Raw genomic sequence first — 14729 nt, 5'->3', positions numbered from 1 at the left:
AAACAAAGCTGATTGTTAACTTTTAATTACTTACTTGGAGGAGCTCATGCTGGCATGACTGAAAAACTAACAATAGAGTTACCGAGCAATCAAAGCGCCATGTCGCTGGCCGGAAATCAAGAAGAAAACTTGAAAATTATCTCTAAGCAAACCGGCGCCAACCTGGTAATGCGAGGCCAAGAACTGCTGATTTCCGGCACAAAAACTCAAGTAGAATTGTGTCATAAATTAGTGCGATCGCTCTCCGACTATTGGAAATCCGGCAAAACCATCACCGGAGTAGAAATCCAAACAGCGCGCTACGCATTGGATACCAACCGCCAAGAAGATTTGCAAGACTTGCAACGAGACGTACTCGCCAAAACCCGCCGCGGCGAAGAAATAAGAGCCAAAACCTTCAAGCAGCGGCAGTACGTCCAAGCAGTACGCACCCACGACCTAACATTTTGCATCGGCCCCGCTGGTACTGGAAAAACATTTCTAGCAGCTATTTTGGCAGTGCAAGCACTGTTAAGCAAGCAGTACGAAAAGCTAATTTTAACCAGGCCCGCCGTAGAAGCAGGCGAAAAATTAGGATTTTTGCCTGGAGATTTGCAGCAAAAAGTCGATCCCTATTTGCGCCCGCTTTACGACGCCCTCCAAGAAATAATCGACCCCGAAAAAATGGCCGATTTAATGGAAAGAGGCTTGATCGAAGTAGCTCCTTTAGCTTATATGCGAGGGCGTACTCTCAGCAATGCTTTCGTCATTTTGGACGAAGCTCAAAATACAACACCTGCTCAGATGAAAATGGTGTTGACTCGTCTGGGCTTTCGATCGAAAATGGTAGTGACGGGCGATATCACTCAAACAGATTTGCCACCAAACCAACAGTCGGGACTGTCAGTTGCTCAAAAAATTCTGGGTAACGTTGAAGGCATTGCTTTTTGCGAATTCAATCAGTCAGATGTGGTGAGACACCCGCTAGTACAGCGGATTGTTGCAGCTTACGAATTGCACGAAAAATAGTCAGTTGACAGTTGACAGTTGACAGTTGACAGTTGACAGTTGTTATCGGTTATTTGTTATTTGTTATTTGTTATTTGTTGTTATAATAACTAATAACTAATGCCCAATTCCATAAAAATTGACAGTTGTTATCGGTTATTTGTTATTTGTTGGTTCTAACAACTAATAACTAATGCCCAATGCCCAATTCCCAATTACCTATTTCCAAATTATGCCTAATCTCAAAGAATTCTTAGAAGCTTGCGAAAAATTGGGGACGCTGCGTTTGATCGTGACTAGCAGCGCCGCTGTACTGGAAGTGCGCGGTTCAATTCACAAGCTGTTTTATGCAGAGTTGCCCAAGGGGAAATATGCAAATATGCACGCCGAAATATTTGAGTTTCACCTAAATATGGACAAAATTAAACAAGTGAAATTTGAGACCGGCGAGGCAAAAAGAGGCAACTTTACTACCTATGCAATTCGTTTTCTGGACGAGCAAAATGATGCTGCGTTGAGCGCGTTTTTGCAGTGGGGAAAACCTGGTGAATACGAACCTGGACAGGTGGAAAAATGGCACGAATTAAAAGAACAATACGGGGAGGTTTGGGAACCTGCACCTGTTGAGGCAATTTAAAACTAACAAACAATAAAAAAGGTTGGTAGTGAGGACTTCAGTCCGCAAAAAGAAGGACTTGCATTCCTCATTACCAACTTTTGGTAGTGAGGACTTCAGTCCGCAAAAAGAAGGACTGAAGTCCTCACTACGAACGAATTAGAGCAAAATATAAAGTTAGCTGTTTGAATGTAATTTGGTATGAAGGTAATTTGGGTTTTTTGTCTGGTTTTGGTTGTGTTGCTGTGGGGTGGCGGTGCGAGGGCGGGGGTTTTGGGCGATCGGATTTCCAGTTTTCCCAATTGGGATAGCAAGCCTCCCATCGCCGTAGCTAAGGGAGATTTAGTGTATCCAGACTGGATGGCCGGAAGTTGGAATGTTGCCAGCACTTTAATAGATTTAGCAGCGCCTTTAGCCCCAAATATTGTCACGCCTGGATTTGAAAAAAACCGCCAGTATTTGCAGCAGCCAGTATTGTTTAAAGTTCGATTTCAACCTGAAAAATTTATTGGTTTAATTTCTACTTATACATCTAAAAAAGCTCCTAAAATTGTAGCCGATCGCAATTTTAACGGTTTGAACATCGCCAAAGCCTATTTAGGCAACGGTGGCGTACTTTCCGTGAAAGTCGATCCAAACAATCCCAACCGTCAGATTACCATACTCAAAGGCGATCGCCAACTAATCTCGATTGTCACCAGTCGCGGCACTGAAACGCCGAATCCTCGGGAGTTTGTATCTACAGAAATTTCTCAGCAGGTGTTTCGGGGCGAGACTGATATTTATTTAAACGAAGTGGAAACAACCACAGCTTATCGAGTGATTGGAAGCGGGGAAAATGGATCTTCTGGGAGTAAAAAAATTGTAGCCGATCAGGTGACAGCGATTTATTTATCGCCCCAAGACCCGGATTATTTTGCGGCTGGAGGGCATCCTGTGGCTTTGTACCGATATCGCTTGGAGTTGGTGCCGGGAGAATAGGCTAAGAAGATTGTGAATTATGGCAACTCTATCAGGGCGAATGGCATGGGAACGCATAACACAAGCTATCTCAACTAGGATTAATCCAAAAGCAAGCGACTTTCAAATGTGGGCTGAGTCACAACAGGGCTGGCATCCTACTCAAACACCTAATGGCCCGTTAAAATATATTGATAAAAACGGAGTAACTAGATTAACACTCAAACAGGGAACTCCAAGAGCTCCCGGAAGCAACCACCCTCATGTAGAGCTAAAAAATGCTAAAGGCAGTAGAATCGATCTACAAGGAAAGCTCGTTAACAGAAAAAGCCCAGCTAATCATACTCCTATTGATTGGGACATTTAAAAATGGAACGCTTAAACTACTGGCAATTTCCGGGATTTGAAAATATTTATCTAGAGGATAGCTATGTACTTAGCATTAATGATAAAACATCTATACAAATCCTCTTGGAAGCTGTTCTCACAGAAAATCACTCTCTCTACACTCAACCCTTACCTGAAGAACAGTATTGTTATCGGCGGATGAGCTTAAATTTTCCCTACCCTCAAACCTACGATTTGGTTCTGAACAACATCAGCCCCATTGCAGATCCAGATGGTAGCGTTGATTACGGGAATATAGACGAATTTTTTAGCGCGGATGGCAAATACTATTTAAGAGGGGAATGGGGAGAACTTACTATAGTTTCCGATCCACCCCTACTTTTTGATGTAGAAAACTACCTAATTGTCAAAAACGGCGATAATTTTATTGAAATTAATAAGGAAAAAATTAGTATTTTTGAATGGAAAAGGGAAAGAAAAGGAGTAATCACCTTAGTTTACGAAAACACTTCAGGAAGTCCTTTATCTGTTCAAATTCAGGCAGAGCAAGATCCCGAAGGCTTTGCAGCCGTTTTGGGGTATATGGGTGAAATTGAAAGAGGTTATACAACTGAGTTAACAGGAGGCGATCTGACTTTTGACAAGCTCAAGCAATATTACGCCGCTAATTTGAATCAGGAAAATGTGCAAGCGTTTTCTGTTAAATATCCCAGCTCAACGGGCGATAAATATTTGATTTCGGCAATTACTTCCTAGAATTAAGGTGAAATCTCGATCCAGGCATTGTGAAGTGAGGATTTGAGACATCTCTGCTAATTGTCTTTGTCTTCAGCAATTTTATCGAGATTAAAAAATTCTTCCAACAGTTTGAAAAACTTATCGAGGGCGTCTTTTTCATCAGCAGAGAAGAAGAGAATTATACTGTCCCATCCGTGACTTGACGTAATTTGATATCTTTCTTGTATCCACTCTTGAAATCCATCAAGTTGTTGTTGTTGTTCTGTGTCGGGAAACCCAAGTTCCGCTCTAGCCGTCTCATATCCATCTAAAAATGCGCGCAGGCGGGTAATTGAACACTTGCCCAAATACATACCCGGTCTTTGTTTGATTCTTTGGAGTAAATCAAAAAAGTATTCATTTTTAACATCTAGTTTATTAACATTAACTTCGACCACCATAAAAATAGTCTCCTTTTAAAAATCTTCTTCTGTCACTATAAACCGTAAACCATTAAATATTTTACCGTGAAATTGCAGATTTGTCATCCATTGCTCTTTAGTAAGCCCATCCGGGTGATGGTTATCAAAAATAGTCTCTATATTGTTGATAACTAGAGCGATTCCTTCGTGGCGACCATTTTCTGAAATAGCATCTCTCGGTACGCTATCATCATAAATGCCACTGTTCCTGCCTCTGCCGAATCCAGTGTACAGTTTTATGCGCTTTCCAGGAATTCCTTGACTTGTCAAGTAATCTTTGAGATTGGTGGCGCACTCAACACATTTAAAGTTTTCATGGCGATCGACAATAGCCTTGATTTGCAGTATTTGCTCAGCACTAATTTAACTCATATCCCACCACAACCAACAAATTGATGACTTACGCATCGATGGCCAGAAACCGGGTTTTTTACGAAAAATATTCGCTGTAGCCCGCAGATTCGGTAAAAAACCCGGTTTGTGGGATGGGCGTCCCGCCCGTGCAGAAAGGACGGGCGGGACGCCCATCCCACAACAATCATCGAGCGTGTAAGTTATTAAATTTTCATTCCTTAGTCGCAGTGTACCCAACCTAAAAATTCACCTAAAAAAATTAGAAGGTGAAAAATTAGTTTTTCACCTTCTAACTTGCGACTTTCCGATTTCGGGTTACTGCACAAACTTCTTGAATGCCAGTGTCACGTTGTGGCCGCCAAACCCAAAGGAATTCGACAGCGCCACATCAACTTTTAGATCGCGACTTGTATGGGGAACATAATCTAAATCGCACTCAGGATCGGGATTTTCTAGATTGATTGTCGGCGGGACTTTATCGTTGGCGATCGCCATTACCGTCGCCACCGCCTCAATTCCCCCGGAACCGCCCAAAAGATGGCCTGTCATGGACTTGGTAGAACTAATTGCTACTTTGTAAGCGCTTTCTCCCAAAACCTTCTTAATTGCCTTGGTTTCCGTAGAATCGTTGGGAAGCGTGCTCGTGCCGTGAGCGTTGATATAGCTCACTCGATCCGGCGTCAAACCCGCATCCTTGAGGGCTAAAGCGATCGCCCGCGATGCACCTTCGCCCCCCGGTACTGGGGATGTCATGTGGTACGCATCGCAGGTTAAACCGTAGCCGACGATTTCTGCGTAAATTCGGGCGCCTCGTGCCAAAGCGTGTTCCATTTCTTCTAAAAGCAGAATGCCAGCGCCTTCGCCGACGACAAAACCATCACGATCGCGATCGAACGGACGGCAAGCATGAGTCGGGTCATCATTGCGAGTCGAAAGCGCCCTCGCCGCAGCAAAACCCGCCACGCACAAAGGTGTCACCGCCGCTTCGGTACCGCCGCAAATCATGGCTTGGGCATAACCGCCCTGAACTAGGCGAAACGCATCGCCCACCGCGTTTGAGCCGGCAGCGCAGGCTGTCACCGTGCAAGAGTTCGGCCCCTTGGCGCCCGTTTGAATCGCCGTCAGGCCTGCGGCCATATTCGCAATCATCATCGGAATCATAAACGGGCTGCATCGATCGGGGCCGCGAGTCAGATAAATTTCTTGCTGGTCTTCTAAAACCTTCAGCCCGCCAATGCCGGTGCCAAGAATGACACCCACCTGTTCTGCGTTCAGGTCGTTAATCTCAAACTTCGCATCAGCCAGAGCTTGTTTGCTCGCTGATACCCCAAATTGAGCAAAGCGATCCATCCGCTTTGCTTCCTTGCGCTCTAAATACTCGTGAGGGTCGTAACCCTTCACCTCTCCAGCAATCCGGCAGTCGTGCCGCGACGCATCGAACAAGGTGATCGGGCCGATGCCATTCTTCCCGGCCAGCAACCCGTCCCAATATTCAGACAAGGTATTGCCGATCGGTGTAATCGCGCCGAGACCCGTGATAACAACGCGCTTACGCTCTAAATTTGTCATGATTTCAGTTTCAAAAAATTAAACACCCAGAACGCAGAACAAAAGAGGAGTTGTTAGTTTTATAACTTCTCTCCTCTTAGGGGAAAAGACAGGTATTTTATGCTTTTGGAGCTGCAAGTTTGCTGCTGATGAAATCTACAGAAGCTTGAACCGTGGTAATTGCTTCGGCTGCTTCGTCGGGAATTTCAATATCAAACTCTTCTTCCAATGCCATTACCAGCTCTACTGTATCTAGGGAATCTGCTCCTAAATCGTTAGCAAAGTTGGCTTCGGGCTTGACTTCGGTGGGATCGACTTCTAGTTGATCGGCCACAATTTTCTTGACTCTAGCAAAAATGTCGTCTTGACTCATAACATCGTGTCCTCATTGGTTGCTGCGTATCTAATCTTATCCGAAAGGGGGATCTGCAAGAGGAAGGCTTGCCGCTTTTCTAACTGACCCTTGGTGTGGGGTGATGGGGTGATGGGGTGATGGGTGATGGGTGATGGGTGATGGGTGATGGGGTGATGGAGTGATGAATTTCCGAAGCTCTTGAGTCATCCCTCTGACTCCCTCTCTTTCTCCCCATTCCCCTCTCCCCTACGTTATGTTGCGCGATTCTGCATCACTAGGCCCTTACGGTCGAGGCCGCGGTGTAGGTCGATCAGGGCGGTAATGCAGACGAATCGATTATCAATAATTCACGCTGAATTTTCGATCGGTCTAATTGCCAGAGGCTCCTTTAATTTGGGTTTGAATTAGATGATTGATGGGCTGAATGCTTTGCCATCGGAGGATAAAGCCAGAGCTTGAACAACCGTGTTATCTGAGGCATGACGACCCAAGTCATCAACGGCATCATGATTGCAATGCTGACAAGGGTTACTAGCCAAGTAGGGAGTCCGTTTGTGATTGGTTTCAACAGAATGGGCATCAGAGAAATCATTGGATAAATACCGATCGCGCTGACGATCGCAGTTTTCCATTTTGGCGGTGGCGCAACATTCGGCATTTCAGGTAAAGCAAACCAAGCTTCTAATCCATTCACTCGCGATACTCTGGGCGTTTCTGTGAGGGCATCTGCCAGTGCAATCCAACCTTGGCAAATTGGAGAGTTTTCCCATTCCTGTAAATGAATCAGCGTGTCGAATCGCATAATTAGTTGCCATTCACCGCCTCGATTGTTGGGGTAGAGAACTTCGCCGCGTGACGACTCCACACACTAATGCTTTGCATATAGTGTGGGCTTCTCCAGACTCCGGAGAGTAGAGAGAACTTCCTTCGAGGTACTATCAGTTGTAGAACGGCCCACAACAACTTTCCCTCTACGGCGATTTATAGTCGGGAACTCGCCCAGCCCGACTCTTTTGATATTGATAGCGGCGTTGATGTCCCTATCAACCCTCATATTTTCTACCTCATCCCAATACTCTCGAATGCTGCAATCGGTGAAGATGAACTCATCACGATATGCAAGTAGTTGGGATGTGTAGGCGGGGTTCACTCCAATCACGACGGCTCCAGCTTTTGCAGCTATGTATTCCAGGATTGTGAAGAATTGCCCAAACGCGGCATCGTTCCAGGACTTGTTTAGTCCAGACTTAGCCGATTGCCCGTTCGGCAGGTACTTTCCCTGCTCATCTTGTTTTGCGCCATTGCGCTTGCTCAGCCCTTTCAGGTTGAGATTCTCGTGAAAGAATACTGTTTTACCCGTCCTCACAACCTTGTGAGCGGTTTTGAAGGCATGGTCGCGTCTAGCCCTCGCAATGCGTTGATGTTCTCTAGCTTCACGATGAGCCAACTTGCGACGGGAACGACTTCCTTTTTTCTTAGCCGCCTTGCGATGAGACACTTTAGCCAACCGCTTCTCAGACTTGCGAAACGACTTCAGAGATGGCAATTTTTCACCCTCAGAGGTCGCCAGGTAGTCATCTTCATGCAAAACTGCATCCATACCCAAAGCAGTATCCCAGTTCAGATCGACCCCATCAGATTTGATAGGCACAGTTGGATCTTCTAGTCGCAGGTTGACATACCAACTATCTGCCTTTTCGATCGGTTGCACCTGCTTCAAGATTGCGCCATCTGGAAGATCTCTGTGCATCCGCACTTTTAGCAGTCTCAGCTTAGGTATCTTGACGAACAGATATTTGCCACCTAACGAACAAGAATGCAATTCGACTCCAGCACCCTCAAACACCATGGAGCGAAATCGGTCAGCAGACTTGAAGCGAGGTTTACCACTCCGTTTGCCAGTACTGTCACCTGCAATAAATCGTTCAAACGCCTTATCAACTCGCTTACAAACCTCCTGCAACGTGTTAGCCGGAACCCGTGAGAAGTCCAACAACTCAGATGACCAACCGACCGTAACTAGATCTGTTTTGATGTCAGGCAGGTATTTTTTCTGACTGTAATAGTTGGGCTGATCCCGTAGCTCAGGCAAGTGGCAGATCAAAGGGCAAGCGTTGACATAAGAGCGATTACATTCCCACCAGTCAAACCTATCTCCTAGTTGACGGTTGTACCAATACTGGCAAGTCCGCAACCAGAGATTAAGCTCTAGCTTCTGTTCAGTTGTGGGAAGTGCTTTGTACTGGTAGGTGTATTTCATGTCATTATTGTAATTGATATTGCCTTGCGGTGCAAGCCATGAAATATGACGATTCCATCAATATTAGACTGCCAAAAACAGAGAAGAAAATTCTAGATAATTACTGTAAGCGGGTGAAGCGCAATAAAACCACTGTAAGCGGGTGAAGCGCAATAAAACCGATGTCATCCGAGAGTTTATTCGTTCATTGCCAGAGCGGTAGTTTGTTCGTCTCGTCGTCGATGTCTTTCCTGTTGGCTACGCCAATTTGGTCAGACACCACTCCTCGACTCACGCGCATTCCTCTCGCGCCAAATCAAAGATTATGGCGTGAGGCTCCTGCTGCTCTAGCTAAATAGCCCGGAAATGTACTGGCTGCTAGGGTGACACCTCGGACGGCTGCCTCAAAGTCGGCTTCAGATCCTGGTTTAACGCGACGCGCGATCGCCACGACAGCAGGTGCGGAATGTTCTTTCATAGAATGTAAATGCTAAAAGGTAAAAACGGTGCGGAGTGTTCCAGTTACGATCGTGCCATTGCTGTTTTGATTGGCAGGATGAGTGATGACCTGGATCAACGGAGTGATCCGAATATTGTTGGCTAGCGGAAAGTTGTAGAACGCTTCAATATTTGTTTGTGTTGCGTTTCCTACCTCTGTCAAAATGAAAGGCTGAACGACACCCAGTCCAGCTAAATCACCTTTGACGAACAAATTCTGAAGAGAAACGCCAGCAGACCAATAACTAGGGCGAATATCCCCGATCGTCGTATCAGGATAGGAAGCGTAACCATAGCGCCCAAAGATGCCAAGCCGTGATGTGATTGCCCAATCAAAGTTTGCGCCAACAGACTGAAAATTGCTGCCAAGAACTTCTCCGCCGCTGTACTGCAAGCGGGCCGAGAAGGAGCTTGTCGGTGCATATTCTAGTTCCACAACGCCCATGTAGGGATCGCCAAACAATCCGCCTCTTGCGCCGCCTCCTGCGATCGGAAAAAGCCGAATATCTCCAGGACTGCCACCGCCAAAGAAGCTTTGATTTTCGGGCAAACTTTCTTCTGAATTACTGGCAATGTAAACTGCACGCAGCCTTAAAGCACCTTGATTCGGCTTCCAGTCGATCGCAGCGCCCGCACCTCCCGGCCTAGGTAACAGAACAAAATTGTTGATGAGGGATTGAGTCGAAAAATCTCGAAAGCTAACGTTCGCGAATCGATTTTTATCAACAAAATCACCCGCAACCATTCTTGCCCCGACAGTCACGCTGAGATCCTTAGTAGGAGCAAAAGAATAGTACAAACGAGCAAGAGATATTTGCGTTGTGCCAGGAATCGCGAAATCTAAGGTACTCCCTAAATTCGGTTCTAGAAATCCAGCCGCATTATCGTTAGTTCCAGGACTCCCAGCCAGTAGGCGAAGTTTTAGTAAGTCAGTACCTTTGAAACTGGTATTTAGATCCAAACTGAGGCGGTACAAAGCGGTCGGATTCGGTCGATCGCGCGTGACGATCGCACCTCTAGGACTAATCACTCGATCTCCACTAAATCCGCCTGCATTGACTGCAAAAATTGCTTGTCCTGATAGTTTCGTCGTCGTTGAAAATTGCTGAGATTCCAATCTGTTCGCTTCAGTTTCTAGACCCTCAACTCGATCGCGTAAAGCAGTTAACTCAGTCGTAAATGCTTGCTGAAGACGTTCTACAGCCATCAAATCGTCGCGAGTTAACCCATCGATCGTGTTGATCCGTTCTAAGCAAGCATTCAGCGCTACTGCGAATTCTTGACGAGAAAGTGCTTGTTCGCCTCTAAACCGTTTTTCTGAATCACCAGCAATGCAGCCGTATTTTTCGACGAGCGATCGCACTGCTGAAAATGCCCAACTGGATGGAAGTACATCTGCAAGTTGATCGACCGATGGCATGATTTCTGGCTGCAAGTTCGTTGAGTCCACAGAATCAGCGGCAGATGGAAGCACATCTGCAAGTCGATCGACCGATGGCATGATTTCTGGCTGCAAGTTCGTTGAGTCCACAGAATCAGCGGCAGATGGAAGCACATCTGCAAGTCGATCGACCGACGGAATTATTTCTGGTTGCAAGTTCGTTGAGTCCACAGAATCAGCGGCAGATGGAAGCACATCTGCAAGTCGATCGACCGACGGAATGATTTCTGGCTGTAAGTTCGTTGAGATCGCAGAATCAGCGGAAGCTGTCTGAGCTAGGGTAGAAGAGCAATCTATCCAAAGTCCCAAGCCCAAAGCCAACACTGTGTAAAGTCCTAATTGCTTCATTTCTACAGCCGATTGCCCCAGTAGCTGAGTTCCTGGTAGAGCTGCCCAACCGCTGGGCCTTCTGGCGTTTCCCAGTCTTTCATGATTTCTGAAGCAACCGATGCCCAAGAAACCATAACGGCTCCTGCTTGAGTCATGCGTAGCAGCGCTGCTGTTTCATTCAACTGAGTATCAGATCCAGAAACATCTACCACGACATAAGCTTCGTAACCTGCTTCCAGTAAATCGAGTGTCAGTTGCAGCGTGCAGATATCTAGAGAAATTCCACCTAGCAGAACTTTCTTACGCCCGATCGCAGCTAATTTATCCCGAAACGTGGGTTCATCCCAAGCGCTGGGCGTATGACGCTCGATCCGAATCGCACGATCGGCATGGGCAACGACTTCCGAAAAGAACTTACCTCGAAATCCGCCTTCTTCTCCCAGCATAATTGTTGGAATATCGAAGATATTTGAAAGGCGAGTAAAAGCTTCTGCGTTCTTTCGTAATAAGTCATGATTAATCGTCTTCAGTCCTGGCAAAAATCCGTCTAGGAAGTCAACCAAAACCACAACGCAATTATCGCGAGTTAGTTTTTCACAATAGTTCATGGTAAGTCTCTTAAGTTTCCTTTGTTGCTTTCCTAGTTTTCAAGAAGCCTGTCAATCGCCGCCAATTGGCTTTTGCTACTTTCCACTGAAAAATCAGATGGACTGCAATAAAAGCGAGAAAGGTATAAGCCAGCCAAAAATGGAGCGATCGACCCAAATCGACCATTGCATCATTTTGCGGAAACAAATCTGGCAGCAGCAGCCCGAAAAATTTGACGTTGTTCGATCGAAAAGAATTAGAAAAGAAAAAACCTGCGATCGGGACTGCCCACATGAACACATACATCAATGCGTGCAATGCGAAATTTCTCCACCATTGCGGCGAGAACTTTGGCAATCGCTTCATGTATTTCTTCCACATCACCTGAATCAGCGTCAAAATTCGCCAGGTGAGCAATGCCATTGTCAGAACACCGATCGACTTATGAAAGTCATAAAGCAATCCTCGAACCGGAGTTCTAGGCAACCGCGCCATGAACGTGCCACCGACAAATAGAATCAGATAGCAGCCTGCCATCCACCAATGAACGGACATCAATCGTTGGAAAGCAGAATTGAGCCTTGGCTTTTTGACGGTTGCGTTTTGAAGTGAACTCATGCTGAATGCCTCTTACAGAATGCCACCATTAACTTGAATCGTTTGCCCATTAACCCATCGCGCTGCATCCGATGCCAAAAATGCAACGACATCAGCGATGTCAGCAGGTTGCCCCAATCGACCGAGCGGCGTGGATTGCACCAGATGATCTAGCGCATCCGCAGGCATGATCAATCCGTCTGTATTCGTGACTCCAGGAGCAACGAGATTAACCGTAATTCCCCGATGTCCGAGTTCTTTGGAAAGCGCAAAACTAAATTGCTCGATCGCGGCTTTACTTGCAGCATAAACGCCACCCGTTGGGATACTCTGCCGCGTTGCACCACTCGATAAACTGATGATTCGTCCACAATCGCTTAAATGTTGTGCCGCCGTTTGTAAGGCAAAGAATGTTCCTTTCGCATTCGTGTTGAAGACTTTATCAAAATCAGCTTCGGTGATGTCTGTGGTGAGCTTGTAGACTGAAACGCCTACGTTGTTCACGACGATATCAACATGACCAAAGGCGTGAATTACTTTTTCAAACAGCGATCGCGTTTCTGCAAGGTTGCTGATGTCTGATTGAATCGCAATTGCATCAACTCCAAAGGCTTTGATTGATTCAACAACAGCCTCCGCTTTGTCGCGATTGCCTGCATAGGTCAAAGCAACGGTTGCACCTTCATGCCCTAAACGTTCCGCGATCGCTTTGCCAATTCCGCGCGATCCACCTGTCACTATCGCCACTTTTCCAGTTAGAGATGACATAACATTACTCCTAAAATGCCTGCATGATACTGAGAATCACTATTATTCGTACTGATGATGGGAGCCATCACAGAATGGAGCATTTCCAGTATGTTTGCAGAGACAGAGTGCAACTTTCTTCTTCTCAGTTAGCTCAAACTTGTTTGGAACAAAACCAGTTCCTTTGTGAGCGCCATTGCAAAACGGTTGATTACTAGAATGTCCACAGCTACACCAGAAATAAGTTCCTGGCTCAAGTTCTAGAACGGTTGGCTTCTTATCGACAATCACAGGCTGTAACTCAGCACCCATCGTATTTTACTGAATAGAGGTTGAAACCGAACCTAAAGTAAAGCGCCGATTTATTAATAAAATCTTAAGACAATTGCTTGGTCGCTGTCTTTCCTTTTCTTGCTCTCATTTTGCTGAATCTTGCACTAATCCATAAAAAGTTACTTTTGGTCTCGATAAGCCCTAGGAGAGGTATGGAGATATTGGCGAAAGACAGTAGAGAATCTGCTTTGATGACAAAAGCCTGTGCGGTAAGCAATTTCTGCGATCGATAAATCCGTCATCTTTAACAAATGTTTCGCACGTTCTAACCGTTGACGCACAATGTAAGCATGAGGGGTTAATCCCATTGACTGTTTGAACAAACGCACGAAGTAGTATGAGCTAATTTGCACCAATTGAGCCAGGGTATCAATCGAGAGATCCTCATCTAAATGAGCATGAATATAGTCGATCGCAGTGTCTAACTTTGATTGACTCAATCCATTTACTCCTTTTTGCGTTTCTACAGCAACTGTCGAGTAGTGCCGTAATAAATGAGCCGCTAGCATTGTTGCCGCCGCGTCTGCATAAAGCGCATCAATCTCAGTGCCACTCACAACAGCAGACTTGAGAGTCAGTCCAAGTTGAAGCAGGAAAGGATCGTGCGGATGAAAAGAGGGAATGATTTCAACCAGATCGGGATCGATGCGATCGTGAGCAAAGTGGCTCACAAATTCTGGTTCAAGATACAGGTGTAAGATTTGGGCTGGATCGACAACGCGAATCGTGCGATAGAGTCCAGCAGGGTTAATACAAAACACTTCGCCTTCAGTAAAGCGATCGCTTTTGACCTGACGATCGATTACGCGCTCTAGTCGAGCAGGCGCACCTAAATTCAGACCGATAACGTGCTTTGATAATGTATGCTCAGGGCATTCAACTGACGGAAGTTGATAGTAAGAAACGTTGAGATGCTTCCATTTCAACTCGGTGCTACTCGCTTGAGGAGCATACGGGAGAACCCGAATCATCTCTTTTTCTCGAATTGGGTTAATCACCAAAGCTGAATTTTTTCCCATTAGAGTTCTCCTAAAGATAAGTCACGATCTCGATTGACGGAGTTGGTAGAATATGAATAGGTTCATATTTCGGTATGATGTCAAATATTATACCTGCTTGGTTATTCTTGTGTTGCCTATGACTTATTGATTTGAATCATTTATTCTAACATAATTTATGTATTACTCAGACGAAATTACTGCTTTAATGCTCCAACATCATCAGTCTTTATCTGAAAAAGACCAAAGAAGATATGCAGCGATAGAAGCCGTAAAACTTGGTCGTGGTGGAATCATTTACATAGCCCGAGTTTTGGGAGTAGATAGGAATACAATAGCCAAGGAAATTAAGGAGTTAAAAAATAAATCAGAACCCACCTTGAATCAACAAAGAATTCGCTGACCTGGGGGAGGAAGAAAAACTAGGGCGTCGGTTCAGTATTAAAGGTTGACACAAGCGACATAGTATGTATGTTGATGTAGACCTTGGCCGGGCTCTCGCATGAGGACAAAAAAATGGTTGGCGATCGCGATCTACTGTCACCCTCATCCTTCGCCCTACATAATACATATTTCGTTCTTTTTGTCAAA

Annotated in this window: 19 protein-coding genes; 6 read left to right on the top strand and 13 right to left on the bottom strand. The window is 45.6% G+C overall.

What is annotated here, in order from left to right:
* The first annotated feature begins 54 nt into the window (after positions 1-54).
* From JGK16_RS30350 to JGK16_RS30330, 5 genes are all read left to right on the top strand, one after another.
* Entirely contained in the window at positions 55-1008 is a 954-nt protein-coding gene (locus JGK16_RS30350) for a PhoH family protein (protein WP_293183065.1), read from the top strand.
* Between the two features lie 211 nt (positions 1009-1219).
* On the top strand, positions 1220-1624 hold the full coding sequence (locus JGK16_RS30345; protein WP_293183125.1) for a ChuX/HutX family heme-like substrate-binding protein: 405 nt from the start codon (positions 1220-1222) through the stop codon (positions 1622-1624).
* A 180-nt stretch (positions 1625-1804) separates the two neighbouring features.
* Complete coding sequence (locus JGK16_RS30340) at positions 1805-2584, top strand: DUF6816 family protein (RefSeq protein ID WP_293192135.1); 780 nt, start codon at positions 1805-1807, stop codon at positions 2582-2584.
* A gap of 19 nt (positions 2585-2603) precedes the next feature.
* Entirely contained in the window at positions 2604-2930 is a 327-nt protein-coding gene (locus JGK16_RS30335) for a hypothetical protein (protein WP_293183061.1), read from the top strand.
* 2 nt (positions 2931-2932) lie between these two features.
* The gene (locus tag JGK16_RS30330) at positions 2933-3667 is read left to right on the top strand and encodes a hypothetical protein (RefSeq protein WP_293183059.1); all 735 of its coding nucleotides are present in this window, start codon (positions 2933-2935) and stop codon (positions 3665-3667) included.
* A gap of 56 nt (positions 3668-3723) precedes the next feature.
* Here JGK16_RS30330 and JGK16_RS30325 read toward each other — a convergent pair whose 3' ends face one another.
* From JGK16_RS30325 to JGK16_RS30265, 13 genes are all read right to left on the bottom strand, one after another.
* Positions 3724-4089: a hypothetical protein gene (locus tag JGK16_RS30325; RefSeq protein ID WP_293192133.1), complete on the bottom strand. Its 366-nt coding sequence runs from the start codon at positions 4087-4089 to the stop codon at positions 3724-3726.
* Between the two features lie 15 nt (positions 4090-4104).
* Entirely contained in the window at positions 4105-4449 is a 345-nt protein-coding gene (locus JGK16_RS30320; protein WP_293192169.1) for a papain fold toxin domain-containing protein, read from the bottom strand.
* Positions 4450-4779: 330 nt separating this feature from the next.
* On the bottom strand, positions 4780-6033 hold the full coding sequence (gene fabF / locus JGK16_RS30315; protein WP_293192131.1) for a beta-ketoacyl-ACP synthase II: 1254 nt from the start codon (positions 6031-6033) through the stop codon (positions 4780-4782).
* A gap of 97 nt (positions 6034-6130) precedes the next feature.
* Complete coding sequence (acpP, locus tag JGK16_RS30310; protein WP_293185403.1) at positions 6131-6385, bottom strand: acyl carrier protein; 255 nt, start codon at positions 6383-6385, stop codon at positions 6131-6133.
* 370 nt (positions 6386-6755) lie between these two features.
* Positions 6756-7232 carry a hypothetical protein gene (locus JGK16_RS30305; RefSeq protein WP_293185404.1) on the bottom strand — a complete coding sequence of 159 codons (477 nt, stop codon included), beginning with the start codon at positions 7230-7232 and terminating at the stop codon, positions 6756-6758.
* 3 nt (positions 7233-7235) lie between these two features.
* Positions 7236-8627: a transposase gene (locus JGK16_RS30300; protein ID WP_293185405.1), complete on the bottom strand. Its 1392-nt coding sequence runs from the start codon at positions 8625-8627 to the stop codon at positions 7236-7238.
* A gap of 295 nt (positions 8628-8922) precedes the next feature.
* Entirely contained in the window at positions 8923-9084 is a 162-nt protein-coding gene (locus JGK16_RS30295; protein ID WP_293192129.1) for a hypothetical protein, read from the bottom strand.
* Positions 9085-9096: 12 nt separating this feature from the next.
* A complete protein-coding gene (locus tag JGK16_RS30290; protein ID WP_293192126.1) occupies positions 9097-10893 on the bottom strand; it encodes an iron uptake porin in 1797 nt (598 codons plus the stop codon).
* Positions 10894-10895: 2 nt separating this feature from the next.
* A complete protein-coding gene (locus JGK16_RS30285) occupies positions 10896-11483 on the bottom strand; it encodes an isochorismatase family protein (RefSeq protein ID WP_293185408.1) in 588 nt (195 codons plus the stop codon).
* A gap of 10 nt (positions 11484-11493) precedes the next feature.
* Positions 11494-12081: a cytochrome b/b6 domain-containing protein gene (locus JGK16_RS30280; protein ID WP_293192123.1), complete on the bottom strand. Its 588-nt coding sequence runs from the start codon at positions 12079-12081 to the stop codon at positions 11494-11496.
* A gap of 12 nt (positions 12082-12093) precedes the next feature.
* Positions 12094-12828 (bottom strand): SDR family oxidoreductase, encoded by a 735-nt coding sequence (locus JGK16_RS30275; protein WP_293192121.1) that lies wholly within the window; start codon positions 12826-12828, stop codon positions 12094-12096.
* 42 nt (positions 12829-12870) lie between these two features.
* Positions 12871-13119, bottom strand: a complete 249-nt coding sequence (locus JGK16_RS30270) for a CDGSH iron-sulfur domain-containing protein (protein WP_293192119.1) — start codon at positions 13117-13119, stop codon at positions 12871-12873.
* Positions 13120-13259: 140 nt separating this feature from the next.
* On the bottom strand, positions 13260-14159 hold the full coding sequence (locus JGK16_RS30265; RefSeq protein ID WP_293192117.1) for an AraC family transcriptional regulator: 900 nt from the start codon (positions 14157-14159) through the stop codon (positions 13260-13262).
* A 157-nt stretch (positions 14160-14316) separates the two neighbouring features.
* On the opposite strand from JGK16_RS30265, the gene JGK16_RS30260 reads away from it, so the two are divergent.
* Positions 14317-14541, top strand: coding sequence for a hypothetical protein (locus JGK16_RS30260; RefSeq protein ID WP_293192115.1), 225 nt, complete (start codon positions 14317-14319; stop codon positions 14539-14541).
* Positions 14542-14729 lie beyond the last annotated feature (188 nt).

This window comes from Microcoleus sp. PH2017_09_SFU_O_A, assembly GCF_020738625.1.
GTDB lineage: Bacteria > Cyanobacteriota > Cyanobacteriia > Cyanobacteriales > Microcoleaceae > Microcoleus.
This window is presented reverse-complemented; position numbering and strand designations above follow the sequence as displayed.